This is a genomic window from Streptomyces sp. NPDC048211 (genome assembly GCF_043202315.1).
GTDB lineage: Bacteria > Actinomycetota > Actinomycetes > Streptomycetales > Streptomycetaceae > Streptomyces.
The window spans coordinates 277300-302923 of record NZ_JBIDAD010000006.1; the positions used below are offsets into that span (position 1 = coordinate 277300).

Genomic DNA, 25624 nt, shown 5'->3' on the forward strand with positions numbered 1-25624 from the left:
GGCGCAGCGGGCACCACGGACAGCCGTCACACCCCCCGCTCAGCGGCTATCCGTCCTGCGTCGACGGCCTGCACCAGTTCCGCATGGTCCGCCTCGGTGCGGTCCGCATACGTCACCGCGAACGCCGCCACCGCCTCGTCCAGCTCGTCGTTCTTCCCGCAGTACCCCGCGATGAGCCGTGGATCGGCGCTGTGCGCATGAGCCCGCGCCAGCAGCGCACCGGTCATCCGGCCGTAGTCGTCGACCTGGTCGGCCGCCAGCGCCGCCGGGTCGACGCTGCCCTTGCGGTTCCTGAACTGACGCACCTGGAAGGGCCGGCCCTCCACGGTCGCCCAGCCCAGCAGGATGTCGCTGACGACCTGCATCCGCTTCTGCCCGAGCACCACCCGGCGCCCCTCGTGCCCCACCTCCGGCACGTCGAAGCCCACAGCCGGCAGGTAGGGCGCCAGCACCGACGGCCTTGCCTCCTTCACCTGCAGAACCAGCGGCTCACCCCGGTGATCCAGCAGCAGCACCACGTACGACCGGGTGCCCACACTCCCCGTGCCGACCACCCGGAACGCCACATCGTGGATCGCGTACCGGGCCAGCAGTGGCACCCGGTCCTCCGAGACGGTGCTCAGGTAGTCGCCCAGCCCCGCCGCCACGGCTGCGGCCTCCGCGTCCGGCACCCGGCGCAGCACCGGCGGCGCGTCGACGAACCGGCGCCCGCCGTCCCCGGAATCCTCCGTGGACTTCGCGGCGAAGCGGGCGCTGGTGTTGTTGCGCGCCTTCTCCGACACCCTCTCCAGGGTGCCGAGCAGATCCCGCGCGTCCGTGTGCGAGACCAGTTCCTCGTCCGCGATGGCGTTCCACGCGTCGAGCGCGGGCAGCCGTGCCAGTAGCCGCATGGTCCGCCGGTACGCGCCCACCGTGTCGTACGCACCCCGGCGGCAGGTGTCCTCGTCCGCACCGGCCTCACGGCCCGCGAGCACCAGCGAGGTGGCGAGACGCTTGAGGTCCCACTCCCAGGGGCCGGCCACGGTCTCGTCGAAGTCGTTCAGATCGATGACCAGGCTGCCCCGGGCATCGCCGTAGAGCCCGAAATTGGCCGCGTGCGCGTCACCGCAGAGCTGGGCGGCCACCCCGGTGACGGGCGTCCCCACCAGGTCGTGGGCCATCAGGCCGGCCGAACCCCGCAGAAAGGCGAAGGGCGTGGCGGCCATCCGTCCTACCCGTATCGGTGTGAGACCCGGCACCCGGCCCTGATTCGACTCCTCGACCGCCCGCACCGCGTCGGGCCGCCCCGCAGGCAGATCCAGGGAGCTGTGGGCGGAGCGGGGCACGTGCAGCCGCAGGGCCTTGCCCGCAGCCCTCGGCGACAGCGGGGCGCTCCGGCCCTCCGGGTCCGCGCGCCGGGCGAACCCGGGCACGACCGGAATGCGCCAGCCGTCCTGCACGGCCCGCTGTACCGGCACGGTCACTTCGATCTCGCTCATGGCGCGCAGCCTCCCCCGACCGCACCCGGCGCCGCCGTCGGCGTCCGGCGTCCCGGTCCAGCATCAACTGCCGGAGACGGTACCGCCGGTCGCCGATCCCCCGCCCGGGACTCCGGTCAACAGCCTCCGAGGTCGTTCCGGAGGTGGGTTTCGGCCCATCGCCCCAGCTCCTTGAGCGCGGGCTCCATCGCCGCACCGGCCTGCGTCAGGCGGTACGAGACCCGCAGCGGCGGCCCCTCGTCGACCTCGCGGACCACCAGCCCCGCAGCCCCCAGCTCGCTCAGCCGGTCCGAGAGCATGCGCTCGCTGATGCCCGGAATGGCACGGCGCAGGTCGGCGAAGTGCACCGGCTGCTGCATCAGTACGGAAACGATCGGCCCCGTCCAGCGCTTGCCGAACAGCTCGAAAACGCGGCTGATCCCCACGTCCACCCGTCTGCACGCCTGCTCGCTGTGATCCGCCATGGACCCAGGGTACTGCGTGAGCGTGAGGGACTTACTATTTGTAAGCCCCTATGTTATTACTAGGTACCTACGAAATATTGGGCCGTGTATCGACCCACCCCTCACCGAACCGTGGAGACCTCTCATGGCCACCCTCCTGCACCTTGATTCCGCCGTCTTCCCCCAGGGCTCCGCGTCGCGCGAGGTCACCGCCACCTTCGTGCAGACCTGGCTGGAGCAGCACCCCGACGGAAAGGTCGTCTACCGCGACCTCGCCGCCGAGCCCCTGCCGCACCTGGACGCCGCCGCGGCCGCGGCCGGTGCCGAGCACCCGCTGCGCGGTGAGCTCGCCGCTGAACTCGCCGCCGCGGACGCGGTCCTGATCGGCGCCCCGATGTACAACTTCACGATTCCGTCGACGCTCAAGGCATGGCTCGACCACGTGATCATCGTCGGCCACAACGCCGGCCCCGACAGTCCGGTGGCCGGCACCCCGATCACCGTCGTCGCCAGCCGTGGCGGCTCGTATGCCGCGGGCACCCCGCGCGAGGACGCCGAGTTCGTGCAGAACTACCTGGCGACGCTGTTGACCTCCATGTTCGCCGCCGAGGTCGACTTCATCGTCCCGGAGCTCACTCTGGCCCACACCAATCCGCAGATGGCCGAGCTCATCCCGCTCGCCGACACCTCCCGCGCGAAGGCGCTCACTGACGCCGCGGAGAAGGCCAAGGCCCTCGCTTCCCGCCTCGCCGCCTGAAACCGCCGCATCCCTCCTGAGAACGGCTGAGACAGACAGGGAAGACAAGAAGGGCCGGGGCTCGCTAGCCCCGGCCCTTCTCGCGCAGCAGGCCCCCGCTCCCGCTCCCGGAAGCCTGAGGCACCGAGAGCCCGCGGAGTCGGGACCCGAGGAGCCAGGAACCCGAGGAACCGAAACCTCACAGGCCCGAAAGCCCACAGGGCCGCGAGCCCGAGAGAGCCAGAATCGGACGTTTCACGTGAAACCAAACCGACCAGGCGCCCGCCAAGCCCCAAACTGAAGAAGCCCCACAGGCCATTGGCCTGTGGGGCTTCTTACTTGTGCGCGAGGGGGGATTTGAACCCCCACGTCCCTAAGGACACTGGCACCTGAAGCCAGCGCGTCTGCCGTTCCGCCACTCGCGCATGAGTGGTGTTTCCAGACTCTCACTTGTTCGGTGAGCGCCTGGCGACAAACGGAAGATTAGCACGCTGGACAGGGTGGATTCACATCCGTTTGTTTCGCGGGACGTGCGAGGGGAACCGGGAACCCGCAGCCCCATCCCCCCACTCCTCCTGAGTGCACCCAAGGTGCGGGACACTGTCAGGAGGCCCCCTCTACGATCCATGTGAGGGGGGACACTCATCCACAGTGCAGACAAGGGGAACCAGCCGATTTCCCGACGCGTGGATACGATCAGTAAGCAGTACAGGGACGACGACACCGGAGGAGGTGCCCCATGGGAGTCATGAAGCGTTTCGAGCAGCGTCTCGAAGGTCTGGTCAACGGCACCTTCGCCAAGGTCTTCAAGTCCGAGGTCCAGCCGGTCGAGATCGCAGGTGCCCTTCAGCGGGAGTGCGACAACAACGCCACCATCTGGAACCGCGAGCGGACCGTCGTCCCCAACGACTTCATCGTCGAGCTCAGCGCCCCCGACTACGAGCGTCTCAGCCCGTACTCCGGCCAGCTGGGCGACGAGCTCTCCGGTCTGGTCAGGGACTACGCCAAGCAGCAGCGGTACACCTTCATGGGGCCCATCAAGGTCCACCTGGAAAAGGCGGACGACCTCGACACCGGGCTCTACCGGGTGCGCAGCCGCACCCTGGCGTCGAGTTCGTCACAGCAGGAGCAGCCCGGCCAGCCTGGCCAGCCTGGCCAGCACGGCCAGCACGGCCAGCAGGGATTCCCGAACCACCCGGGACAGCAGGCAGCACCGCCCGCCCGCCCCGGGCACGGGCGGCCCCAGGCGCCCGGCGGCTACGGCTACCCGCCCAACTCTCCCCCGCCCATGCCCGCGGCCCCGCCGCCGGGCGCCAGGCATGGCGGAGCCCCCGGGCCCGACCGGCGTCCGCCGGCCACCCCCAGCCCCCTGCCGAACACGCAGGTGCGACGCTGGATCGAGATCAACGGCACACGTCATCAGATCTCCCGGCCGACGCTGGTGATGGGACGCAGTACCGACGCCGACGTGCGGATCGACGACCCCGGCGTATCCCGCCGGCACTGTGAGATCAGGACCGGAACGCCCTCGACGATCCAGGATCTCGGGTCTACCAACGGCATCGTGGTAGACGGGCAGCACACAACCCGCGCTACGCTCCGCGACGGCTCGCGGATCGTCGTGGGCAGCACCACCATCGTTTACCGGCAAGCCGAAGGGTGAAGCGGGGGCAATGTCAGAGCTGACCCTTACGGTCATGCGGCTAGGATTCCTGGCTGTTCTGTGGCTGTTCGTGATCGTGGCCGTCCAGGTCATTCGAAGTGACCTGTTCGGAACGCGCGTCACGCAGCGCGGCTCACGCCGCACTGCTACCGACGCGCGGCCTCCACAGGCACGCCAAACCGCTGCGGCACCGCCGCAGCAACGCCAGCAACCCGGCCGCCAGCGCCGGGGCGCACCGACCAAACTGGTCGTGTCCGAGGGGACGCTCACCGGCACCACGGTGGCGCTCCAGGGCCAGACCATCACGCTGGGCCGGGCCCATGATTCAACGATCGTGCTGGACGACGACTACGCGTCCAGCAGGCATGCCAGGATCTACCCCGACCGTGACGGCCAGTGGATCGTCGAGGATCTCGGGTCCACCAACGGCACGTACCTGGACCGGACCCGTCTCACCACCCCGACGCCTGTTCCGCTGGGCGCGCCGATCCGGATCGGCAAGACCGTCATCGAGCTGCGGAAGTAGTACGACAATGAGCGATCGGAGCGAGCGAGCCGCGGCGGCCCGGGCATCGGACCCGGCCAGGCTCCCGACCGGAGGGTGGGCAGTGTGGCTCGAGACCGGTTGTACCCCGAACCGACGGGCGAGGTGCGCATGAGTCTTTCCCTGCGCTTCGCCGCCGGATCGCACAAGGGCATGATCCGCGAGGGCAACGAGGACTCCGGCTACGCCGGACCTCGCTTGCTCGCCATCGCCGACGGTATGGGCGGCCAGGCAGCCGGTGAGGTCGCCAGCTCCGAGGTGATCTCCACGCTCGTCCAGCTCGACGACGACGTGCCCGGCTCCGACATCCTCACTTCGCTCGGTACGGCGGTCCAGCGGGCCAACGACCAGCTGCGCATGATGGTCGAGGAGGACCCCCAGCTGGAGGGCATGGGCACCACGCTCACCGCGCTCCTGTGGACGGGCCAGCGCCTCGGCCTCGTACACGTCGGCGACTCGCGCGCCTACCTGCTGCGGGACGGCGTCCTGACGCAGATCACGCAGGACCACACCTGGGTCCAGCGGCTGGTCGACGAGGGCCGGATCACCGAGGAGGAGGCCACCACCCACCCGCAGCGCTCCCTGCTGATGCGCGCGCTGGGCAGTGGTGACCACGTCGAACCCGATCTCTCCATCCGTGAGGTCCGGGTCGGCGACCGCTATCTGATCTGCTCCGACGGGCTCTCCGGCGTCGTCTCCCACCAGACCATGGAGGAGACGCTCGCCAGTTACCAGGGCCCGCAGGAGACCATCCAGGACCTCATCCAGCTCGCCCTGCGCGGCGGCGGTCCGGACAACATCACCTGCATCGTCGCCGACGTCCTCGATGTCGACAGCAACGACACCATGGCCGGTCAGCTCAACGACACCCCGGTCATCGTCGGAGCCGTCGCGGAGAACCAGGCCGCCCAGCTGAACGACGGCGGCGCCATGGAGACCCCCGCCGGACGGGCGGCCGGCCTCGGCCGCCCCGTCCCGCCGCCCGCGGGCGGCTTCGGCCCTCCCGGCAGCGGTGACGACGTCGGCTACGACGGGATGCCGGACGGGGCCTTCGGGTCCTACTCCGACGACGACTTCGTCAAGCCCGGCGGCCGCAAGTGGCTCAAGCGCTCCCTGTACATCGTGCTCGCCCTGGCGGTCATCGGCGGCGGCCTGTACGGCGGCTACCGCTGGACCCAGACCCAGTACTTCGTCGGCGCGAAGAACGACAACGTCGCGCTGTACCGGGGCATCAGCCAGGACCTCGCGTGGGTCTCGCTCTCGAAGGTCGAGAAGGACCACCCCGAGATCGAACTCAAGTACCTCCCGCCCTACCAGCGCAAGCGGGTCGAGGCCACCATCGCCGAGGGCAGCCTGGCCGACGCCCGTGAGAAGGTCACCGAGCTCGCCACCCAGGCCACCGCCTGCAAGAAGGACGCACAGCGCCGCGCAGCCGAGAAGAACGCCCCCAGCGACGAGGGCCAGGCCGGCGGTACGGACACGGACGCCACCAAGACGTCCACCACGTCCGGCACCACCAAGACCAAGCAGACTTCAGCGACTCCCACTCCCGGTCCCAGCCTCTCGGAGGAAGAGAAAAAGCTGGTCCCGCAGTGCGGTAAGCAGTAAGCCGTAGGGGGCCTTCAGCACCATGAGCGTTGTCACCAACACGACCACGATCGGCGCGATCGACGCACCGAGCCGGCGCAACACCGAACTGATGATGATGGTCTTCGCCATCGCCATCTCGGTGTTCGCCTATGCCAACGTGGGGCTCGCGATCGACGGCTCGCTGCCTTCCGGCATGTTCGGATACAGCCTCGGCCTGATCCTGCTCGGCGGCGTGGCCCACCTCGTGGTGCGCAAGTTCGCCCGGTACGCGGACCCGCTGCTGCTGCCGCTGGCCACGCTGCTCAATGGCCTGGGCCTGGTGCTGATCTGGCGGCTGGACCAGTCGGAGCGTCTGATCCAGCGGGCCGAGAACATGTTCGGGGCGTACACCCCGGACGCCCCGAAGCAGCTGATGTACTCGGCGATCGGCGTAGCGCTGATGGTCGGGGTGCTGGTGGTCCTCAAAGACCACCGCATCCTCCAGCGGTACACCTACATCTCCATGGTCGTGGCCCTGATCCTGCTGATCATGCCGATGTTCTTCCCCGCGGTGAACGGCGCGAAGATCTGGGTCAGCCTGGGCCCCTTCTCCATCCAGCCCGGCGAGTTCGCGAAGATCATCATCGCGGTCTTCTTCTCCGGCTACCTCATGGTGAAGCGTGATGCCCTGGCCCTGGCCAGCCGTCGCTTCATGGGGATGTACCTGCCGCGCGGACGAGACCTCGGCCCGATCCTCGTCATCTGGGCGCTGTCGATCCTGATCCTGGTCTTCGAGACCGACCTCGGCACGTCCCTGCTGTTCTTCGGCCTCTTCGTGATCATGCTGTACGTCGCTACCGAGCGGACCAGCTGGATCGTCTTCGGCCTGCTGATGTCCGCCGTCGGTGCCGTGGGTGTCTCCACGTTCGAGTCCCATGTCCAGCAGCGCGTGGATGCCTGGATGGACCCGTTCGCCTGCTATGCGACGGACGGCGCTTGCGAGCAGATCGGCAACGCCATCATGTCCTTCGGGTCCGGCGGCACGCTGGGCACCGGCTGGGGCCAGGGCCACTCCGACCTGATCGGCTTCGCCGCCAACGCCGACTTCATCCTCTCCACCGTCGGCGAAGAGCTCGGGCTGGCCGGGATGATGGCCGTCCTGCTGATCTACGGTCTGATCGTCGAGCGCGGTGTCCGCACGGCCCTCGCCGCGCGTGACCCCTTCGGCAAGCTCCTCGCCATCGGCCTCTCCGGCGCCTTCGCGATCCAGGTCTTCGTGGTCGCCGGCGGCGTCATGGGCCTCATCCCGCTGACCGGTATGACGATGCCCTTCCTCGCCGCCGGTGGTTCGTCCGTGATCGCCAACTGGGCGCTGATCGGAATCCTGATCCGGATCAGCGACACCGCCCGCCGCCCCGCCCCGGCGCCCGCCCCGTCCTCCGACGCCGAGATGACCCAGGTGGTCCGACCGTGAACAAGCCCCTGCGCCGGATCGCCATCTTCTGCGGCGTCCTCATCTTCGCCCTGCTCGCACGGACGAACTACCTCCAGTACGTGAAGGCCGACGAGCTCAACACCCGCGACGAGAACCGCCGCGTCCGCATCGAGCGGTACGCCCACGAGCGCGGCAACATCATCGTCGACGGCGGCAGCGCCATCACCGGGTCCGCCGAGACCAAGGACAGCGACTTCAAGTACAAGCGGGTCTGGAAGAACGGGCCCATGTGGGCCCCCGTCACCGGCTACTCCTCGCAGGCCTTCGGCGCCACGCAGCTCGAAAGCATCGAGGACGGCATCCTCACCGGCAACGACGACCAGCTCTTCTTCGACAACACGATGTCGATGTTCACCGGTGACGAGAAGCAGGGCGGCAACGTCGTCACCACGCTCAACAGCGCGGCCCAGAAGGCCGCCTTCGAAGGCCTCGGCAACAAGAAGGGCGCCGTCGCCGCCCTCGACCCGCGGACCGGTGCCATCCTGGCGCTCGCCAGCACCCCCTCGTACGACCCCTCGACCTTCGCGGGCAACTCCGACAAGGACTCCGCGGCCTGGCAGAAGCTTCAGAAGGACAAGGACAAGCCGATGCTCAACCGGGCATTGCGCGAGACCTACCCGCCCGGCTCGACCTTCAAGGTCGTCACCGCGGCCGCCGCTCTGGAGAACGGGCTCTACACCGACATCGACGCGGACACGAAGTCGCCGCTGCCCTGGCGGCTTCCGCTGACCACCGGACAGCCCCTGGCCAACGAGGGCAACATCCCGTGCGAGAACGCCTCGCTCCGGGAAGCGCTGCGAATGTCCTGCAACACCGTCTTCGGCAAGATCAGCGATGACCTGGGCAACCAGAAGATGATCGACCAGGCCGACAAGTTCGGCTTCAACAAGGAGATCTTCACTCCGGTCCGCTCCGCCGCGAGCATCTACCCCAAGGACAACCGCCCGCAGAACGCCATGGCCGGCATCGGCCAGGCGTCCAACCGCGCCACCCCGCTCCAGATGGCCATGGTGGCCTCCGCGGTCGCCAACGACGGCAAGCTGATGCAGCCCTACATGGTCGCCAAGCGGCAGGCGCCCAGCCTGGACGACATCTACACCCACGAGCCGGAGCAGCTCAGCCAGGCCCTCTCGGGTGAGAACGCCCAGAAGCTCCAGCAGATGATGGAGACCGTCGTCGCCTCCGGCACGGGTGCGAACGCCAAGATCCAGGGCGTGACCGTCGGCGGCAAGACGGGTACCGCTCAGCACGGCCTCAACAACAGCGAGAAGCCGTACGCCTGGTTCATCTCGTACGCGAAGACCGACAGCGGCTCCCCCGTCGCGGTGGCCGTGGTCGTCGAGGACAGCAAGGCGCTGCGCGACAACATCTCCGGTGGCGGCCTGGCCGCTCCCATCGCGAGGGACGTCATGAAGGCAGTCATCGACAGCGAGAAGTGACGTCGCTCATACCGGGCACCGTATCTGCACATTGGGATACCGGTCAGGTATCAGGTATTGCCTGCGGGCTGATCACGTAGTGAGCGGCCGGTAGCGTATGCGCGAACAGCACACCGCCGGACCGCACACCGGTGCGGTCAGGACTGACGGAGAGGGCTGGAACAGTTATGGAAGAGCCGCGTCGCCTCGGCGGCCGGTACGAGCTGGGCTCGGTGCTCGGCCGTGGTGGCATGGCCGAGGTCTACCTCGCTCACGACACCCGGCTCGGCCGCACCGTAGCTGTGAAGACGCTCCGGGCGGACCTCGCCCGCGACCCGTCCTTCCAGGCCCGGTTCCGCCGTGAGGCCCAGTCCGCCGCCTCGCTCAACCATCCGGCGATCGTCGCGGTCTACGACACCGGTGAGGACTACGTCGACGGGGTCTCGATCCCGTACATCGTCATGGAGTACGTCGACGGGTCGACGCTCAGGGAGCTGCTGCACTCCGGTCGCAGACTGCTGCCCGAGCGCACCCTCGAAATGACCGTCGGGATCCTCCAGGCGCTGGAGTACTCGCACCGCGCCCAGATCGTCCACCGCGACATCAAGCCGGCGAACGTCATGCTGACGCGCACCGGCCAGGTCAAGGTCATGGACTTCGGCATCGCCCGCGCCATGGGCGACTCCGGCATGACGATGACCCAGACCGCGGCCGTCATCGGCACCGCCCAGTACCTCTCGCCGGAGCAGGCCAAGGGCGAGCAGGTCGACGCGCGGTCCGACCTGTACTCCACCGGCTGTCTGCTCTACGAGCTGCTGGCCGTCAGGCCGCCGTTCGTCGGGGACTCACCCGTCGCCGTGGCCTACCAGCACGTACGGGAAGAGCCTCAGCCTCCCAGCAACTTCGACCCCGAGATCACGCCCGAGATGGACGCGATCGTGTTGAAGGCGCTGACCAAGGACCCCGACTACCGCTACCAGTCCGCCGACGAGATGCGCGCCGACATCGAGGCCTGCCTCGACGGCCAGCCGGTCGCGGCGACCGCGGCGATGGGCGCGGCCGGGTACGGCGGCTACGGCGGTTACGACAACGACCAGCCCACCACCGCCCTGCGGGCCGCGGACCACGGCGACCGCACGTCGATGCTGCCGCCGGTCAACCCGGACGACGGCGGCTACGGATACGACGACCGCCCCGACCGCCGCCGGCAGAAGAAGGGCAACACCTCGACGATCCTGCTGGTCATCGCGGGCATCCTGGTGCTGATCGGCGCGATCCTCATCGGCAAGGCGGTCTTCGGCGGCGACGGCGACAGCGGCGACGGCACGTTCAAGGCGCCGAACATGATCGGTTCGACGGTCAAGGAAGCGAAGCTGCTCGCGGTCAACACCAACACCATCCTCAAGCAGGGCCCGAAGGAGGAGTGCGAGGAACAGCCCGCGGGCAAGATCTGCCGGCAGACGCCGACGAAGGACCAGACGGTCACGGAAGGCGACACCATCACGGTCTTCGTCTCCAGCGGTGCACCGAAGGTCGAGGTGCCGGACGTCACGGAGAAGTCCGAGGAGAACGCCCGCAAGCTCCTGGAGGAAAAGGGCTTCACGGTCACGGTCAACTCGGTCGAGTCCGCCGACGCCGAACCGGGCACGGTCCTGGACCAGACGCCGAAGGGCAACGCCAAGGCCGAGAAGAACTCCGAGGTGAAGCTCTCGGTCGCCACGGAGAAGCTGCTCTCGATGCCCGATGTGAGCGATCGCTCCTACGACGACGCAGTCGCGCAGCTCACCGGAAACGGCTTCACGAACATCGGCAAGTCCGACGTCGACAACGAGAAGCCCGCAGGCACGGTCGTCGGCCAGACCCCGCCCGCCAACGAGAAGGTGGGCAAGGACACCGCGATCATCCTCAAGGTGTCCAAGGGCCCGACGCAGCCCGCGACAGTCCCGGTCCCGGAGGTCAGGGGCGGGAAGGTGTCCGACGCTCAGCAGAAGCTGAACCAGGCGGGCTTCACGCAGATCCAGTTCGCCCAGGGCAGCTCGCAGGACGGCAACGCCCTGGTTGCCAACATCGATCCGCAGCCGGGCACCCAGGCCGACCCGGCCACCACCGTCATCACGCTCACCACGGTGGGCGGAGGCGGGGGCGGGGGCGGGGGCGGCCTCCTCGGCGGGGGCAACGGCCGATAGGACGTACTCCCGGCACAGCACAGGGCCCCGGTCACCTCAACGGTGACCGGGGCCCTTTGTTCGTTGCCGTACAGGCCGTCCTCGGTACAGGTCAGTTGGTGTACGGGACAGTCGTCGTACGCATCAGCTGCCGTACAGGTCAGCTGTCGTACGGAGCAGTCGTCGTACAGCTCAGCGCAGCTCCGCCGGCTTCGTGCGGTCGCGGTCGACCTTCTCCGTGCGCACCAGCTCGCCCCACACGATGTAGCGGTACTTCGACGTGAAGACGGGCGTGCACGTCGTCAGCGTGATGTAGCGGCCGGCCTTCTTCGCGCCCGAGCCCTTCGGGATCGACTGGAGCACGTCGACGTTGTACTTCGACGTCTCGGGAAGCTCCTTGAAGACCTTGTAGACGTACCAGGTGTCCTTGGTCTCGAAGACGATCGCGTCCCCGGTCCGCACCTTGTCGATGTTGTGGAACTTCGCCCCGTGGCCGTCACGATGGGCGGCCAGGGTGAAGTTGCCCTCCTTGGCCGAAGGGAGCGCGGACTTCACCGGATCGGTGTAGTAACCGGCGATGCCGTCGTTGAGGTTCTCGGTGTCGGTGCCCTTCTTGACGAGCACCTCGCCGTTCTTCATCGAGGGGACGTGCAGGAAGCCGATGCCGTCCTTGGTGTCCAGCGCGCCCGGGCCGTCGGCCCAGCGGTCGCGGACGGTGTCGCCCTGTTTGGTGGCCTCGCGGTCGGCCAGCACGTTCGTCCACCAGAGGGAGTAGACGACGAAGAGCCCGAGCACCAGACCTGCGGTGATCAGGAGTTCACCGAAGACACTGACGGCGGTCGCGACGGGGTGACGTCCCCTGGGCCGCACCGGCGGCGCGGACTCGCCGATCTGTTCTTCGTCCTCGGTCCTCGCTGCCACCGCACCGCCCCTGTCGTGATGTCGTTCGGCCCGCTCAGTCCAGGAGCGCGTCGGGCTTTCCCTTGCTGCGCGGCCGTTCGTCGACCATCTTGCCCCAGACGATCAAACGGTACGTACTCGTGAATTCGGGCGTACAGGTCGTCAGGGTGATGTAGCGGCCGGGCTTCTTGAACCCCGACTGCGGAGGAACCGCGCCGATGACCGAGACATTGGACGGCGAGGTCTGCGCAAGGGTGCTCGTCATCTCGTACGTGTAGTAGGCGTCCTGCGTCTCCACCACGATCTTGTCGCCGGGAGTCAGCCGGTTGACGTAGCGGAAGGGCTCGCCGTGCGTGTTGCGGTGACCGGCCAGGGCGAAGTTGCCCTGCTTGTCCGCGGGCATCGCCGTGCGCAGCGGTGCCTCGCCGTAGTGCCCGACCATGCCTCGGTCGAGGACCTTCTCCTTGCTGATGCCTTCGGCGATCGGCGTGACGACGTCGAGTTTCGGGATGTGGATGATGGCGAAGCCCTCACCCGGCGCGAACACGCCGGGGCTGCGTTTGCCCTTGGCCCAGTCGTCCTGGATCTTGTGCGTCTCCTGGCCGGCGATCTGGTCGGCACGCACGTTCGTCCACCACAACTGGTAGGTGACGAACAGCAGCATCAGTACGCCCAGCGAGATGAACAGCTCGCCGACCACCCGGCTGACGACGACCGCGGGGCTGTCCTTGGCCGCCTTGGCTGCCCGTCGCGCCTCGACCCGCGACATCGGCTTCGGAGGTGCTCCACCCGCGCCCTCGGCCCCCGCCGCCGCGGCCCCCGGCGGCATGTCGCCGCGCCTGCGCCCCCGGCCCTTCGCCGCGCGCCGCCGCTCGGCCCTTCCGCCGGTGGACGGCGCGGCCGGAACGGAGAGAGCGGACGGAAGGGGAATGTCCGGTTCGTCTGTATCTCCGGGGCCGGAATCCCGATCGCGCTCCGGGTGAGGAGGGATCGTCGTCACCGGCAGGACCGCCGTCACCGCCTCGTCGGCGACGACTATGCGCCGCGGTTCCGCCTTCCGCAGCGCGACGGTCTCGTCATGGCGGGGCAACGGCTCGGCGAGTGGCACGGACGACGCGGACGGAACGGACGACGCGGATGGCACGGACGACGTGGGCGACGCGGACGGACCGGGCGACGCGAACGGGACAGACGACGCGGGTGGCACGGGCGCAGTGAACGCGACAGACGGCGTGGTGCCGGGTGAAGCCTGCGCGGGCTCCTGGGGGCCGTACCAGTCCCGTTCGTACCCCTCGGGGTCGTACCACTCCCGCGGAGGGTCCTGGGCCGCCTGTGGCCCGTGTGGCGCCTGCGTCGACGCCGTCCCTGCGCCGGCGCCGATGCCGGGTTCCCTCGCCGCGCCACCGTCCGTGGCAGCCTGCGGCGCGGGAGTGTCCTCCGCCCGGAACCACGGCGATGCGTGACGCCCCGGCAACGGGTCGTTCAGCGGGTCCGCCAGGTGGTCCACCGCCGCCTCGAACGCACCCGCCGCCTCGAACCCACCCGGTTCGTACGGGCCGTTCTGTCCGGCGTCGGATCCGTGGCGGGGTGGGGTCACGCGACGGCCTTGCCCACCACCGGCGCGAGCCCCGCCGACCTCTCGACGGCTTCGGCGTCACCGCACTGCGCCAGCCAGTTCGCCAGCATCAGGTGGCCGTGCTCGGTGAGCACCGACTCCGGATGGAACTGCACTCCCTCGACCGCCAGCTCCCGGTGGCGCAGCCCCATGATGATGCCGTCGGCCGTCCGCGCGGTGACCTCCAGCTCCTCGGGAACCGTGCGCGGCTCGGCGGCGAGCGAGTGGTAGCGGGTCGCGGTGAACGGCGAGGGCAGCCCGGCGAAGACGCCCCTGCCCTCGTGGAGCACCGGGGAGGTCTTGCCGTGCAGCAGCTCGGGCGCGCGGTCCACCACGCCGCCGTACGCCACCGCCATCGACTGCATGCCCAGGCAGACACCGAAGACGGGGACACCGGTCGCCGCGCAGTGCCGCACCATGTCGATGCAGACGCCGGCGTGCTCGGGCGTGCCGGGCCCGGGCGAGAGGAGGACGCCGTCGAAGCCGTCCTGGGCATGGGCCGTGGTCACCTCGTCGTTGCGGAGCACCTCGCACTCGGCGCCCAGCTGGTAGAGGTACTGGACGAGGTTGAAGACGAAGCTGTCGTAGTTGTCCACGACCAGGATGCGGGCGCTCATCGAAGGGCCCCCATCGCGCTCGTGCCGTCGCCGTCCACCGTCACATCGCCGAACGGAAGCAGTGGCTCCGCCCACGGGAAGACGTACTGGAACAGGACGTAGACGACCGCCAGGGCGAGCACGAGCGAAATGACTCCACGCACCCACGCGTTGCCCGGCAGATGCCGCCAGATCCAGCCGTACATGCTGACCCCTCCATTCGGTACGGGACCAGACTAGAGCCTGCCCCGAGAGCCGTGGGTCAGCTGTGGAAAGCCGCCGGCCTGCCGGCGGTCACGGGCTGGGTCGCGTCCAGGTGCGCCCAGGCGATCAGCCGGTGGCTGCTGCCCCATTCGGGATCACAGGTGGTCAGCGTCAGATAGCGGCCCGGCCCGTCGAAACCGGACTTGCGGGGAACCGGGTCGATGACGCCGACGTCGCCGGGCACGGTCCGGTAGGGCTTCTTGTCGATGCGGTACGTGAACCACGTCGTCCCGTCCGTCAGAAGCACCGCGTCACCGGGGCGCAGCTCCGGGAAGTCCTTGAACGGATCGCCGTAGGTGCGCCGGTGGCCGGCCACCGCGAAGTTGCCGGTCTCGCCTGCGGCAGCGGTGCCCCGGTAGTGCCCGAGCCCCTTCTGCAGGGTCTTGACGTTCGTGTTCTCCAGGACGGGCCACTCCCAGCCCTTCCCGAAGCGGGGTATGTAGAGCATCGCGAACGGCTTCCCGTCGCGGTACGCCCGGGGTGCGGGCGCAGGGACGGACGGTGTCGGACCGGACGACTCGGTATCGGACTGCGCGGAATCGGACGGCTTCGGGTCCGACGACGGAGACGGTGTGGGCCCGGGCACGGCAATCGCCCCCTGCGCCCACTGCCTCTGCAGGTCGTCGATCTGTCCCTCGGTCGCCCCCGCGGCCTTCACACCGGTCCAGAAAAGGACGTAGACCACAAAGAGGACGATCAGGGCGCCGACGGTGATGCACAGCTCGCTGAACGTCCTGACGATCAGTCGCACCGACACCGGTCGGCCTCCCCGCAGCTGTCCGCTACTTCACCGGCTCCGCATAGTGGAGATCCACTGTGCCCGAGTAGCCGGGAAGAGTCACCGCCCCGTGCTCCTCGACTTTCCAGCCGAGCCCGTACGCCTTCACGTACAGCAGGTAGTTCTGGATCGCCGGGGAGGCGTCGAGGGCCCCCTCCAGCTTTCCGGGATCACCCACTGCGGTGATCTTGTACGGGGGTGAGTAGACCCGCCCCTGGAGGATCAGGGTGTTGCCCACGCACCGCACCGCGCTGGTGGAGATCAGCCGCTGGTCCATGACCTTGATGCCGCGGGCGCCGCCCTGCCACAGCGCGTTGACGACCGCCTGCAGGTCCTGCTGGTGAATGACCAGGTCGTTGGGCTGGGGATCCGGGTAGCCGGGGCTCGCGGTGGCGTTCGGCGGGGCGTCGTTGAGGGTGACGGAGACCGCGCGACCGGAGAGCTTCGCCGTACCTGCGGCGCGTTCCAACGCCTTGAGCTTGGCGTCCTCCGCCTTGGTGCTGCCGTCGTCGCGCTGGGCGAGCGTGTCGATCTCCTCGCGCACGGTGGCCGCGGACTCGTCCAGGGCGGCATTCTTCTCGCTGCGTTCCTGAATGAGATCGGAGAGTTTCAGCAGCGAGGAGTCCGTACGGATATTGGTGCCCTTGGCGGTATTGGCGCTGGTGACGAAGATGAGGCCGGCCAGGGCGAAAACGGCAGCGGTGAGCACTTTGGCCGGATGCCGGAAGGTGCGCCGGACCGGCCCTGGGGGAGAGTCGGCAGAATTGCTCAACGTACCCTTATCTCCTTAGGCGCCACGGAAGCACTACGCTAACGGACGCCCGGGGGAGGCAGCATTCCCCCTCGCGCCCAGCTACCGGCGCCAGCCACAGTTCCCTGCGCGGTCACGCAGCGCATCGACAGGAGAGTTCCTCGTGCCGAAGTCACGTATCCGCAAGAAGGCCGACTTCACGCCCCCTCCGGCGAAGCAGGCAACCAACATAAAGCTGACCAACCGCAGTTGGGTGGCGCCGGTGATGCTGGCGCTGTTCCTGATCGGTCTGGCCTGGATCGTCGTTTTCTACGTGACCGACGGCGACCTGCCGATCGACTCACTGGGCAACTGGAACATCGTCGTCGGCTTCGGCTTCATTGCCGGCGGCTTCGGCGTCTCGACCCAGTGGAAGTAGCTCCGGGGATCGCCTAGAACCACAGCGGGCACCCGTCCCGCAACCCCTGCCCTGAGTTACCCACAGCGTTATCCACAGGCGGGGGAAAAGGTCAGACGATCTGTGGATAACTCCTCGGCCGTTGACGCCGGTGTGACTGCAGCCACCCCCCGAGCCGGGCGGCACGCCCCTTGTCCTAGCTGGAGAAAGCTGGAAATACCCAGCTCAGCGACAAGGGGCGCAGTCATGTCCGCAGGATGCACAAGATCGCGTGCACGCTGTGGACAACTTCGATCACAAACGGTCCATATCGGGCTTACGGCTTGCGTGGCGTCGCCACTTATGTCAGAGCAGCCGTTCTGGCGACCACGATCAGGACCACCACGACGAGGGCGACGGCACAGGTGCCGTACTGCACGAGATTCCGCCGCTCGCGCGGGGCGTGCACCATGCCGATCGCGATCAGCGCACCGGCGATCAGCCCTCCGACATGTGCCTGCCAGGCGATTCCGCCCCAGGGGTTGAAGGTGATGACCAGGTTGATCGCCAGGAGCGTGAAGACCGGGCGCATGTCGTAGTTCAGCCGGCGCATCAGCACCACCGTGGCGCCGAGCAGGCCGAAGATGGCTCCCGAGGCACCCAGCGAAGGCTGGTTCGGCGCGGCGAGCCAGTAGGTCAGGGCGCTGCCCGCCAGCCCGGAGATCAGATAGAGCGCGAGATAGCGGGCCCGGCCGAGCGCCGCCTCCAGCGGACCGCCCAGCCACCACAGCCCCAGCATGTTGAAGGCGATGTGCCACACCTCCTGGTGCAGGAACATCGACGTCACCAGCCGGTACCACTGGCCCTCCGCGACGCCCTCGGGCGGCCCGCCGTCGTAGTAGACGGCCCGGCCCAGCAGCGCCAGATCGTCGGCCAGCGCGCCGTTGGCCAGCACCGCGACGAACACCGCGACGTTGATCCCCAGAAGGATCTTGGTGACCAGCCGGGGATCGGCCGCGATCCTGCCGCCGGCGAGCGTACGCGGCCGGCCGGCGTCCGGGTGGTGTCCCGTACCGGACCCCTGGCGCACACAGTCCGGGCACTGGAAGCCGACCGAGGCGCTGACCATGCAGTCGGGGCAGATCGGGCGGTCGCAGCGGGTGCAGCGGATCGCCGTCCCCCGGCCCGGGTGGCGGTAACAGCTGACCGGTCCGTCGACGGACGGGCTCGGCTCCTGGCCGCCCGGCGGCTGCTGGTCCATCGGTCCTCCCATCACTCCCGGTCCTCTCGGTCCTCGTCGTGGCAGAGCACGCACGACACCGCCCTGCGCGTCCGCTCTCCTAACAAGTACGGACGGACAGGGCGGTTGGTTCCCGACGGAAGAGCCGGAGAGTGACCGGGCGGTGACGGCAGGCGATCAGCGCTTCTCGATGACGACCGACTCGATGACCACGTCCTGCACCGGGCGGTCGGTGCGGTCGTTGGTCGCGGTGGCCGCGATGGCGTCCACCACCTTCTGGCTCGCCGGGTCCACCACCTCGCCGAAGATGGTGTGCTTGCCGGTCAGCCAGGCGGTGGGCGACACCGTCACGAAGAACTGCGAGCCGTTGGTGCCCGGGCCCGCGTTGGCCATCGCCAGCAGGTACGGCTTGGTGAAGGCGAGGTCGGGGTGGAACTCGTCACCGAACTCGTACCCGGGACCACCGGTTCCGTTGCCCAGGGGGTCGCCGCCCTGGATCATGAAACCGCTGATGACCCGGTGGAAGACGGTGCCGTCGTAGAGCCGGTCCTTGGACTTGGCCCCGGTCGCGGGGTGGGTCCACTCGCGCTCACCGGTGGCGAGTTCGACGAAGTTCTTGACCGTCTTGGGGGCGTGGTTCGGCAGAAGCCGGATCTCGATGTCGCCCTGATTGGTCTTCAAGGTGGCGTAAAGCTGCTCGGCCACGATCTGCCTTCCGTAAGTCTGCTCTGACGTCAACCGATCCTCGCACGGACCACCCCGCCCGGCGCCCGGCCAGGCTGCGCCGCACCGTCCCGATGCACCGATCCGCCCCCCTGCCGACCCCGCCCGCCCGCGGCCTACACCACCGTCCACCGGTGGCCGGCGCGGGAAGACATGCGGCCAAGTGCGTGACGAACCGGCGCGTGGCGGGCCGAACCGTGGCATTGTCGTCGGCAGGCTCCCCTTGCACCTGCTTGCCCCGAGGCATCCCCGATGACCCGAATGACCCGGATGCCAGCCCCGCGTGCCGCACAGGTCCTCTGCAGGCATGATCTCGATCTGGGTGGAAAGGCGGAGTATCTACCCGCCACCAAGGAGGAGGATCCCGTGACCCGCATCGACAGCGTGCGCGCCGCAACCGACTCGGCGAGGGACAGCGTGCAGCACGCCGCGGTAGTGGTGGCGCCCTACGCCGACTCGGCCAAGGAACAGGCCGCTCACTATGCGCACGAGGCCCGCACGCTGCTCGCACCGAAGGTGTCGAAGGCAGCTCAACAGGCTCGTGTCCAGTACGACGCTCACCTCGCACCACGTCTCGAACTCGCCCTCGCACACGTGCCCCCCAAGGTCGACGAGGCCGCGCAGCGCGCCGCGCTGCGCACCCGCCAGGCCGCCCGGAGCGCCGCGGACTACACCGTCCCCCGCTTCGAGCACGCCGTCGCCGCAGCTCAGCCCGTGGCCGAGGAGGCCACGGCCCGCAGCGCGGCCGCCCTCGCCGCTCTGCGCGGGCAGGTGACGGCCAAGGAGATCAAGAAGCTGGCCCGGAAGCACGAACGGCGGGCCAAGTGCGGCCGCGCGTTCAAGGGACTGGCCGTGGCCGGACTCCTCGCGGGCGGCGCCTACGCCGTCTGGCGGTGGTGGGACAAGCAGGCCAACCCCGACTGGCTGGTCGAGCCCCCGGCCCCCACCGAGGTCGACGACCGTGACCCGCTGACCTCGGTCGACGGCAGCGACCGGACGATCCTGGACCCGGAGGTCCGGGCCAAGCAGTCCGACGCGGAGGCGGAGGGGCTGGACGCCCCGGACCGACAGGACCCGGACGACCGCCCCTGACCTGCCCCTGACGTCGGCGGCCGCCCCACCGGCCGTCGGCACAGCACGAAAAAGACCCCCCTGATCTGCGAAAACGCAGATCAGGGGGGTCTGATCATGTGGAGCCTAGGAGATTCGAACTCCTGACATCTGCCTTGCAAAGGCAGCGCTCTACCAACTGAGCTAAGGCCCCGGACAGCAGACAGCACCCGACACCAGGTGTCGTGCGCAACCGCCGCAGACCAGAGTACCGGGTGACCCCCTGAATCCTCCAAAAAGATTGGGACTCCCGGTCGGCAACCACTCTCCGTAAGATGCTCGTCGAGGTTCGCAGCAGCGAAGCCGCAGCGAAGGGGAGACGCCATGGATGCAGCGCAGCAAGAGGCAACGGCCAGAGCCAGAGATCTCCAGCGCAGCTGGTACGGGGAGCCGCTCGGCGCGCTCTTCCGACGGCTGATAGATGATCTCGGCCTGAACCAGGCCCGGCTCGCCGCGGTGCTCGGGCTGTCCGCTCCCATGCTCTCCCAGCTCATGAGCGGCCAGCGGGCCAAGATCGGCAACCCCGCGGTCGTCCAGCGCGTCCAGGCGCTCCAGGAACTGGCCAGTCAGGTCGCCGACGGCAGCGTCAGCGCGGGAGAGGCCACGGCGCGCATGGAAGAGATCAAGAAGTCCCAGGGAGGCTCCGTGCTCACCGGTACCGGCCAGACCACGACGCACGGCGGCGCTCCCACGGTGCGCCGCGTGGTCCGCGAGATCCAGTCACTGCTGCGGTCCGTCGCGGCCGCCGGCGACATCATCGATGCCGCCGACTCCCTCGCCCCGACCCACCCGGAACTGGCAGAGTTCCTCAGGGTGTACGGCGCGGGGCGCACCGCGGACGCGGTGGCGCACTACGAGGGGCACCAGAACTAGACACGACAGACCGGGCACCCGCCCGGCAACCGGAGCATCCGGGTCCGGGCGCAGGCACGAGGATGCGCGGACCGAGACAGGAACGGGGAGCGGGCGCAGCGCAATGGGTGAGGTCTTCGCTGGTCGGTACGAACTGATCGATCCGATCGGACGTGGTGGGGTCGGTGCTGTCTGGCGTGCCTGGGACCACCGGCGCCGCCGTTATGTGGCGGCCAAGGTCCTCCAGCAGAGCGACGCGCACACGCTGTTGCGCTTCGTACGTGAGCAGGCGCTGCGGATCGAGCATCCTCATGTGCTCGCCCCTGCGAGCTGGGCGGCGGACGACGACAAGGTCCTGTTCACCATGGACCTGGTCAGCGGCGGTTCGCTGGCCCATGTCATCGGCGATTACGGCCCGTTGCCCCCGCGATTCGTCTGCACGCTTCTCGACCAGCTGCTTTCCGGGTTGTCGACGGTGCACGCCGAGGGGGTCGTGCACCGGGACATCAAGCCCGCCAACATCCTGATGGAGGCCACCGGCACCGGCCGGCCGCACCTGCGGCTGTCCGACTTCGGCATCTCCATGCGGAAGGGCGAGCCCCGCCTCACCGAGACGAACTACGTGGTGGGGACGCCGGGTTACTTCGCTCCCGAGCAGATGATGGGCGCGGAGCCGGACTTCCCCGCGGACCTCTTCGCCGTCGGCCTCGTCGCCCTGTACCTGCTCCAGGGGCAGAAGCCCGACTCCCAGGCGCTCGTCGAGCACTTCGCCTCGCACGGGACGCCCGGCGCTCCCCAGGGCATCCCCGAGCCGCTGTGGCAGGTCCTGGCGGGGCTGCTGCAGCCGGACCCGCAGGCCCGCTTCCGCACCGCCACGGGCGCGCGCAAGGCCCTGACAGCCGCCGTCGAGATGCTGCCGGAGCCCGGGGACGACGAGGAGCCGGTGGAGGTCTTCGACCAGATCGGCCCGCTGCCCGCCGGATTCGGTCCCACCGGCCCCGTACAGGCCCCACCGATCCCTCAGGCCACCCCGGCCGCCCCGCAGGCCCCTCAGCTGACCGGACACCAGGAAACGGGACAGCGGCAGCCGGGCACGGGAGAACAGGCAGCCACCGGGCAGCAGTCGTACGTGCGGCCACCGGCCGCGATGTCGGAGACGGGCAGCTTCCACCTCCCGCCGCCCCCGCAGCACACGGCGCCCGCGCCCCAGGCCGCTCATCCCCTCGCTCCGCACCCGGCGGCCCACGCGGCGGCCCCCTTCGCCGCCCCCGCACCGGATCTTTCGCAGGCGCCCACCTCCGCCGTCCGGCACGAACAGCCGCCCACCCGTGCCTACACCGCCCAGCACCCGCAGGCCCCGGTGGCGGCACACGCTTCCGCGCCCACTCCGCACGCACCTGCGCACACCCCGCGAACGCGTCCGGGACCGTCCCCGAAGGTGGCGGTCCCGGTGCTGCTGGTGGCGCTGATCTGTTTCGCCGTGGGCATCTGGGCGCTGACCCAGGCCTGAGCGGGAGGCGGGCCGGCCGGGCCCGCCGGCTACCAGGCCTGCGGCGGCGGCCCCGCGTACGGGGGCTGCCCGCCGGTGGCGGCCGCGCGGCGCCGCGCGATGAGCATCCACGCGCCCAGAGCCAGAACCAGCACGGCGCCGGCGCCGATCCCCGCCGCTCCGACCAGCTTCATGGTGTTGCTCTTGCTCTCGGCCGCCTGCGGGCCGCTCCGGCCGCTCCTGGCCAGGTCCTTGTCGTTCTCCGTGACCGCGAAGATACCGGCATCGCCCGCGTACGGCGTCTTCCCCGCCGTGCCCTCGACCTTGACCGACAGCGTCAGCGGGAACGGCTTGTCGCCGTAGTCCTTGGCGACCGCGGGGCTCAGCGAGACGGACAGGTAGTACCAGCCCGCGAAGCGCATGGCGCTGACAGCGGTGTCGGAGTCGAACCTGTTCCGGTACGCGACCGGAGGCACCGGATCCAGCGAGACGGAGGCCGGCTTGCCCGTGTACGACATCGGTGACGCGTCGTCGACATGGCCCTGGGCCGGGTTGTCCAGGGACAGGGCGAGCGCGTTGCCGATGTACTCGTCCGAGGCGGGGCTGTTGCCGAGACGGGCCGTGGCGAAGATCTGCTGTCCCCAGTCCACCGGAACGCGGTAGAAGAGGGTCTGACCCGGCTCGACCGCGTCCTTCCACTCGCCCGTGTTCAGACTCGTGGCGTCGTAGTAACTGCTGCCGCCGTGCCTGCGGTTGTCGGAGGCGGGCGTGGGCGGCGCGGGCGACGCGGACGGCCAGTCCTGCGGCGCCTCGGTCGGCATCGCGGCGTCGTCGGCGAGCTGCGGCTCCGACGCGTACCGCAGTTCCAGGTCCCAGTCCTCCGGCCCCGAGGTGGCCTTGCTCTCCCGCTCGACCAGGACGTTGTACGTACCGGGGCCCTGGCAGCTGCCGCTGTCCCTCTCCACGACCCGGTAGGCGTACGCGGTGATCGGGCGGGGGAACTCCGCGGACTCGAAGTTGGCGTCCTCGGAGCTGCACTGCAGGTCCGAACTGTCCCTGATGCTGACCGTGATGCCGTCCCCGTAGGCGACCTTGCCGCCGCCCTTGGGCACGACGACGGCCGAGACGTACGCGTTCGTCGTCGCGTCCAGGTTCAGGCGGTAGTAGAGCTTCTCGCCGACCTTGATCGAACTCTTGTAGACCGAACCGGCCTTGAGCTCCGTCGCGTCGGTGTTGACCGCCGCGCCGCTGACCGCCTCCGCCTCCGGGTCGAACGCGTACGGCGCCGCATCACCGGACGCGTACGCCTGTCCCGGCAGCGCCGCCACCGCGCACATCGCCGCGACCGCGGCCAGCGTCACCCGGCCTCTGCTGCGCTGCCTCATCACGCGCTTCCCCTCGTCGTCCGTGCGCCTGCCCGGCGGCGGCTGCGTACATATACGAACACGGCGGCCGGCACGGCGATGACGGCCGCTCCGGCAGCAGCCGCGATGCCGGTCCATCCTGCCCCTCCCGCACCACCGCTGTCTGCGGACGCGATCGAATCGCCCTTCTCGTCCGCGTCCCGCGCGGCCCCGCCCTTCTTCGCCGCCACGGGGGCGCCGTGCTCCGGGCCGGTCCGCTCGTCTCCGAGCACCGACACCCTCAGCACCAGACCGATCTGCGGATTCTCCGCGATCTCGGCGGCCCGCGCGCCCAGCGTCACCGAGATGTAGAAGCCGCCCCCGGTATGGACGGGCTGGACGTCGGTCCGGTTCTCGTAGCGGTTGGTCCAGGCGACCGGAACCCCGCCCATCGCCACCGCCGAAGGCCGGCCGCTGTACATCGCGTGCGGGTTGAACTCGCTGCCCCCCGTGAGCGGGTAGCGCGCCGGTGTGTAGAGCTGGGTCGTCCCGTAGGAGTACGTGACCTCGGAGCGGTCGACCGTCGGCTCGTTCGCGAACTCCACGTCGTAGCGCACCTGCTGGCCCCAGCCCGCCGGAACCTTGTACCAGAGCGTCTGGGACGGCAGGATCCGGTCGCGCCACACGCCCTCGCCGATCGTCTCGGCGTCGTTGAACCCGGTACCGCCGCGCACGTCGCGGGGGTCGCCCGTCGGCAGCGTGGCCTCCTTGCCTCCAGGGCCGTACTCCGTCTGCGACTGCGCGGGCGTCACGCCCTTCGCCAGCGGCGCCTCGACCCCGTACACCAGCTCCAGGGGCCAACGCGCGGCGTCGGAACCCTTCTTGCTCTCCCGCTCCACCACCAGCCGGTACCGGCCCGCCCGGTCACAGGTGCGGGTGCCCTGTTCGGAACGGATGCGGGCCACCGCCGAAGTCAGCGGAACCGCACCCTCCTTCTGCAGGAAGCGCGCGGTGTGCGTCCCGCAGGAGCCGTACGCGTCGTACTCGATCGTGGTGCTCAGCGCGTCGAACGTGTCCACGGCAGCCCCGGGTTGCGGCACGGCCGTCGCCGCGAAGTCCACCGTGGACTCGGCGTCCAGATCGACCGCGTAGTACCGCTTCTCGCCCGGCCCGATGGTGTCCAGATACTGCCCGGGTACGAGGGCGGGGGCACGGTCCGCGGTGGCCGCACCCGTCACCCGCTCGCCTCGGAGGCGGTAACCGTCGGCGGACAGCTGGGAGGCACGCTGGAGCTGACGGGCCAGCGCCTTGGCGTCCGGTGCGTCGTAATAGCGGCCGTTGCCCGCGTCCGCGATGCACTCCAGCTGCTTGCGGGCCGCACCCTTCACCTGGAAGCCGACGGTGTCGATCCGCAGCCCGACCCCCTCCTTGCCGAGCTGCTCGGCGACCTCGCAGGGCTGCGGCGTACCGCAGTTGTCCTCGCCGTCGGAGATCAACAGGATCGTGCGCGTCCCGATGGCCCCGTCCGCGGGCTCCGGCAGGTCCTGTGCCGCCTTCCGGAGCGACAGGCCGATGGGGGTGTCCCCGCGGGGGCGTACGGCCGCCACGGCCTGCTTCATCGCGGCCCGGTCGAGCTTGTCCACCGGACGTACGAGCCGGGTGTCCGTGCAGCCCTGCGGCTGGTCGGCCCCGTACACACGCAGGCCGGTGGGATAACCGTCGGGGAGCCCGTCCACGACCGTGCCGACCGCCGTGCGCGCGCTCTCCATCCTGGTGCGCCCCGTGCCGTCGTCGTCCCCCATGGATCCGGACGAGTCGAGCACCATGACCAGGCTGCCGCTTCCGTCGGACCGGACCGCGTCAGGTGCGCCGCCGGCGTCCGCCGGGTCCGCCATGGCCGGTAGCGCGCCTGCCACCAGGGCGAAAAGCGCCCCGCCGATCCATGTCCCCACCCGCACAGTGCGCTGGTGATTGCGTGCCCTCACGCGTGCCCCCTCGACCGAATCCCCGGCTTCTTTGCTCAAGCAACCTATTGATTTGCTTCGGCGAACTCAAGAGCACAGGTGTCACGGTCCC

General features: G+C 69.4%; 23 protein-coding genes and 2 tRNA genes. 11 read left to right on the forward strand and 14 right to left on the reverse strand.

Going from position 1 to position 25624, the window contains the following annotated elements; all coding sequences use genetic code 11:
• Positions 1-26: 26 nt before the first annotated feature.
• Together ACGFZA_RS23510 and ACGFZA_RS23515 are read right to left on the reverse strand one after the other, a co-directional pair.
• Positions 27-1478 (reverse strand): DUF2252 domain-containing protein, encoded by a 1452-nt coding sequence (locus ACGFZA_RS23510; RefSeq protein WP_393681670.1) that lies wholly within the window; start codon positions 1476-1478, stop codon positions 27-29.
• A gap of 116 nt (positions 1479-1594) precedes the next feature.
• On the reverse strand, positions 1595-1942 hold the full coding sequence (locus ACGFZA_RS23515; protein ID WP_385277804.1) for a winged helix-turn-helix transcriptional regulator: 348 nt from the start codon (positions 1940-1942) through the stop codon (positions 1595-1597).
• A 124-nt stretch (positions 1943-2066) separates the two neighbouring features.
• Between ACGFZA_RS23515 and ACGFZA_RS23520 the strand changes: the two genes are divergently transcribed.
• The gene (locus ACGFZA_RS23520) at positions 2067-2678 is read left to right on the forward strand and encodes an FMN-dependent NADH-azoreductase (protein ID WP_385277802.1); all 612 of its coding nucleotides are present in this window, start codon (positions 2067-2069) and stop codon (positions 2676-2678) included.
• 321 nt (positions 2679-2999) lie between these two features.
• On the opposite strand, the gene ACGFZA_RS23525 is transcribed toward ACGFZA_RS23520, so the two are convergent.
• Positions 3000-3082, reverse strand: a tRNA-Leu gene (locus ACGFZA_RS23525).
• Between the two features lie 314 nt (positions 3083-3396).
• Between ACGFZA_RS23525 and ACGFZA_RS23530 the strand changes: the two genes are divergently transcribed.
• The 6 genes from ACGFZA_RS23530 to pknB all read left to right on the forward strand — a co-directional run bounded on the left by ACGFZA_RS23530 (position 3397) and on the right by pknB (position 11532).
• The gene (locus tag ACGFZA_RS23530; RefSeq protein WP_393681673.1) at positions 3397-4320 is read left to right on the forward strand and encodes an FhaA domain-containing protein; all 924 of its coding nucleotides are present in this window, start codon (positions 3397-3399) and stop codon (positions 4318-4320) included.
• Between the two features lie 10 nt (positions 4321-4330).
• Entirely contained in the window at positions 4331-4846 is a 516-nt protein-coding gene (locus ACGFZA_RS23535) for an FHA domain-containing protein (protein WP_148019768.1), read from the forward strand.
• Positions 4847-4975: 129 nt separating this feature from the next.
• Positions 4976-6472 carry a PP2C family protein-serine/threonine phosphatase gene (locus ACGFZA_RS23540; protein ID WP_385277798.1) on the forward strand — a complete coding sequence of 499 codons (1497 nt, stop codon included), beginning with the start codon at positions 4976-4978 and terminating at the stop codon, positions 6470-6472.
• 22 nt (positions 6473-6494) lie between these two features.
• Positions 6495-7907 (forward strand): FtsW/RodA/SpoVE family cell cycle protein, encoded by a 1413-nt coding sequence (locus ACGFZA_RS23545; RefSeq protein WP_385277796.1) that lies wholly within the window; start codon positions 6495-6497, stop codon positions 7905-7907.
• Positions 7904-9367 carry a peptidoglycan D,D-transpeptidase FtsI family protein gene (locus ACGFZA_RS23550; protein ID WP_393681676.1) on the forward strand — a complete coding sequence of 488 codons (1464 nt, stop codon included), beginning with the start codon at positions 7904-7906 and terminating at the stop codon, positions 9365-9367. Before ACGFZA_RS23545 ends, ACGFZA_RS23550 begins: the two co-directional genes overlap by 4 nt.
• A 167-nt stretch (positions 9368-9534) precedes the next feature.
• Complete coding sequence (pknB, locus tag ACGFZA_RS23555; RefSeq protein WP_393681678.1) at positions 9535-11532, forward strand: Stk1 family PASTA domain-containing Ser/Thr kinase; 1998 nt, start codon at positions 9535-9537, stop codon at positions 11530-11532.
• A gap of 171 nt (positions 11533-11703) precedes the next feature.
• On the opposite strand, the gene ACGFZA_RS23560 is transcribed toward pknB, so the two are convergent.
• The 6 genes from ACGFZA_RS23560 to ACGFZA_RS23585 all read right to left on the reverse strand — a co-directional run bounded on the left by ACGFZA_RS23560 (position 11704) and on the right by ACGFZA_RS23585 (position 16436).
• Positions 11704-12432, reverse strand: coding sequence for a class E sortase (locus ACGFZA_RS23560; RefSeq protein WP_393681680.1), 729 nt, complete (start codon positions 12430-12432; stop codon positions 11704-11706).
• 34 nt (positions 12433-12466) lie between these two features.
• On the reverse strand, positions 12467-13792 hold the full coding sequence (locus ACGFZA_RS23565) for a class E sortase (protein WP_393681917.1): 1326 nt from the start codon (positions 13790-13792) through the stop codon (positions 12467-12469).
• A gap of 212 nt (positions 13793-14004) precedes the next feature.
• Positions 14005-14643, reverse strand: a complete 639-nt coding sequence (locus tag ACGFZA_RS23570; RefSeq protein WP_385277788.1) for an aminodeoxychorismate/anthranilate synthase component II — start codon at positions 14641-14643, stop codon at positions 14005-14007.
• Positions 14640-14828, reverse strand: coding sequence for a hypothetical protein (locus ACGFZA_RS23575; protein WP_385277786.1), 189 nt, complete (start codon positions 14826-14828; stop codon positions 14640-14642). Before ACGFZA_RS23575 ends, ACGFZA_RS23570 begins: the two co-directional genes overlap by 4 nt.
• Before the next feature lie 56 nt (positions 14829-14884).
• A complete protein-coding gene (locus ACGFZA_RS23580) occupies positions 14885-15643 on the reverse strand; it encodes a class E sortase (protein WP_385277784.1) in 759 nt (252 codons plus the stop codon).
• A 25-nt stretch (positions 15644-15668) separates the two neighbouring features.
• Entirely contained in the window at positions 15669-16436 is a 768-nt protein-coding gene (locus tag ACGFZA_RS23585; protein ID WP_393681683.1) for a DUF881 domain-containing protein, read from the reverse strand.
• A 142-nt stretch (positions 16437-16578) separates the two neighbouring features.
• Here ACGFZA_RS23585 and crgA point away from each other — a divergent pair, with 142 nt between their 5' ends.
• Positions 16579-16833, forward strand: a complete 255-nt coding sequence (crgA, locus tag ACGFZA_RS23590; protein WP_136326732.1) for a cell division protein CrgA — start codon at positions 16579-16581, stop codon at positions 16831-16833.
• A 319-nt stretch (positions 16834-17152) separates the two neighbouring features.
• Here the strand turns inward: crgA and ACGFZA_RS23595 are convergent, their stop codons facing one another.
• Both ACGFZA_RS23595 and ACGFZA_RS23600 read right to left on the reverse strand, forming a co-directional pair.
• Positions 17153-18052, reverse strand: coding sequence for a rhomboid family intramembrane serine protease (locus tag ACGFZA_RS23595; RefSeq protein ID WP_385278005.1), 900 nt, complete (start codon positions 18050-18052; stop codon positions 17153-17155).
• Positions 18053-18208: 156 nt separating this feature from the next.
• Positions 18209-18736, reverse strand: a complete 528-nt coding sequence (locus ACGFZA_RS23600; RefSeq protein ID WP_393681686.1) for a peptidylprolyl isomerase — start codon at positions 18734-18736, stop codon at positions 18209-18211.
• A gap of 384 nt (positions 18737-19120) precedes the next feature.
• Between ACGFZA_RS23600 and ACGFZA_RS23605 the strand changes: the two genes are divergently transcribed.
• Positions 19121-19846 (forward strand): DUF5324 family protein, encoded by a 726-nt coding sequence (locus ACGFZA_RS23605; RefSeq protein WP_385277777.1) that lies wholly within the window; start codon positions 19121-19123, stop codon positions 19844-19846.
• A 99-nt stretch (positions 19847-19945) separates the two neighbouring features.
• Here ACGFZA_RS23605 and ACGFZA_RS23610 read toward each other — a convergent pair.
• A tRNA-Ala gene (locus ACGFZA_RS23610) sits at positions 19946-20018 on the reverse strand.
• Between the two features lie 170 nt (positions 20019-20188).
• Here ACGFZA_RS23610 and ACGFZA_RS23615 point away from each other — a divergent pair.
• Together ACGFZA_RS23615 and ACGFZA_RS23620 are read left to right on the forward strand one after the other, a co-directional pair.
• Positions 20189-20737 (forward strand): DNA-binding protein, encoded by a 549-nt coding sequence (locus ACGFZA_RS23615; protein WP_326737397.1) that lies wholly within the window; start codon positions 20189-20191, stop codon positions 20735-20737.
• Positions 20738-20840: 103 nt separating this feature from the next.
• Positions 20841-22226 (forward strand): serine/threonine protein kinase, encoded by a 1386-nt coding sequence (locus ACGFZA_RS23620; protein WP_393681689.1) that lies wholly within the window; start codon positions 20841-20843, stop codon positions 22224-22226.
• Between the two features lie 29 nt (positions 22227-22255).
• On the opposite strand, the gene ACGFZA_RS23625 is transcribed toward ACGFZA_RS23620, so the two are convergent.
• Both ACGFZA_RS23625 and ACGFZA_RS23630 read right to left on the reverse strand, forming a co-directional pair.
• A complete protein-coding gene (locus tag ACGFZA_RS23625) occupies positions 22256-23590 on the reverse strand; it encodes a hypothetical protein (protein WP_385277773.1) in 1335 nt (444 codons plus the stop codon).
• Positions 23590-25443, reverse strand: coding sequence for a VWA domain-containing protein (locus ACGFZA_RS23630; RefSeq protein WP_393681920.1), 1854 nt, complete (start codon positions 25441-25443; stop codon positions 23590-23592). The genes ACGFZA_RS23625 and ACGFZA_RS23630 overlap by 1 nt, the downstream gene beginning before the upstream one ends.
• Positions 25444-25624: the final 181 nt, after the last annotated feature.

What these genes read in the sequence shown, in the direction of transcription:
- ACGFZA_RS23510 (WP_393681670.1), bottom strand. Translation starts at nt 1,478, where the DNA reads ATGAGCGAGATCGAAGTGACCGTGCCGGTACAGCGGGCCGTGCAGGAC.
- ACGFZA_RS23515 (WP_385277804.1), bottom strand. Translation starts at nt 1,942, where the DNA reads ATGGCGGATCACAGCGAGCAGGCGTGCAGACGGGTGGACGTGGGGATC.
- ACGFZA_RS23520 (WP_385277802.1), top strand. Translation starts at nt 2,067, where the DNA reads ATGGCCACCCTCCTGCACCTTGATTCCGCCGTCTTCCCCCAGGGCTCC.
- ACGFZA_RS23530 (WP_393681673.1), top strand. Translation starts at nt 3,397, where the DNA reads ATGGGAGTCATGAAGCGTTTCGAGCAGCGTCTCGAAGGTCTGGTCAAC.
- ACGFZA_RS23535 (WP_148019768.1), top strand. Translation starts at nt 4,331, where the DNA reads ATGTCAGAGCTGACCCTTACGGTCATGCGGCTAGGATTCCTGGCTGTT.
- ACGFZA_RS23540 (WP_385277798.1), top strand. Translation starts at nt 4,976, where the DNA reads ATGAGTCTTTCCCTGCGCTTCGCCGCCGGATCGCACAAGGGCATGATC.
- ACGFZA_RS23545 (WP_385277796.1), top strand. Translation starts at nt 6,495, where the DNA reads ATGAGCGTTGTCACCAACACGACCACGATCGGCGCGATCGACGCACCG.
- pknB (WP_393681678.1), top strand. Translation starts at nt 9,535, where the DNA reads ATGGAAGAGCCGCGTCGCCTCGGCGGCCGGTACGAGCTGGGCTCGGTG.
- ACGFZA_RS23570 (WP_385277788.1), bottom strand. Translation starts at nt 14,643, where the DNA reads ATGAGCGCCCGCATCCTGGTCGTGGACAACTACGACAGCTTCGTCTTC.
- ACGFZA_RS23575 (WP_385277786.1), bottom strand. Translation starts at nt 14,828, where the DNA reads ATGTACGGCTGGATCTGGCGGCATCTGCCGGGCAACGCGTGGGTGCGT.
- ACGFZA_RS23595 (WP_385278005.1), bottom strand. Translation starts at nt 18,052, where the DNA reads ATGGACCAGCAGCCGCCGGGCGGCCAGGAGCCGAGCCCGTCCGTCGAC.
- ACGFZA_RS23615 (WP_326737397.1), top strand. Translation starts at nt 20,189, where the DNA reads ATGGATGCAGCGCAGCAAGAGGCAACGGCCAGAGCCAGAGATCTCCAG.
- ACGFZA_RS23620 (WP_393681689.1), top strand. Translation starts at nt 20,841, where the DNA reads ATGGGTGAGGTCTTCGCTGGTCGGTACGAACTGATCGATCCGATCGGA.
- ACGFZA_RS23625 (WP_385277773.1), bottom strand. Translation starts at nt 23,590, where the DNA reads ATGAGGCAGCGCAGCAGAGGCCGGGTGACGCTGGCCGCGGTCGCGGCG.
- ACGFZA_RS23630 (WP_393681920.1), bottom strand. Translation starts at nt 25,443, where the DNA reads ATGGCGGACCCGGCGGACGCCGGCGGCGCACCTGACGCGGTCCGGTCC.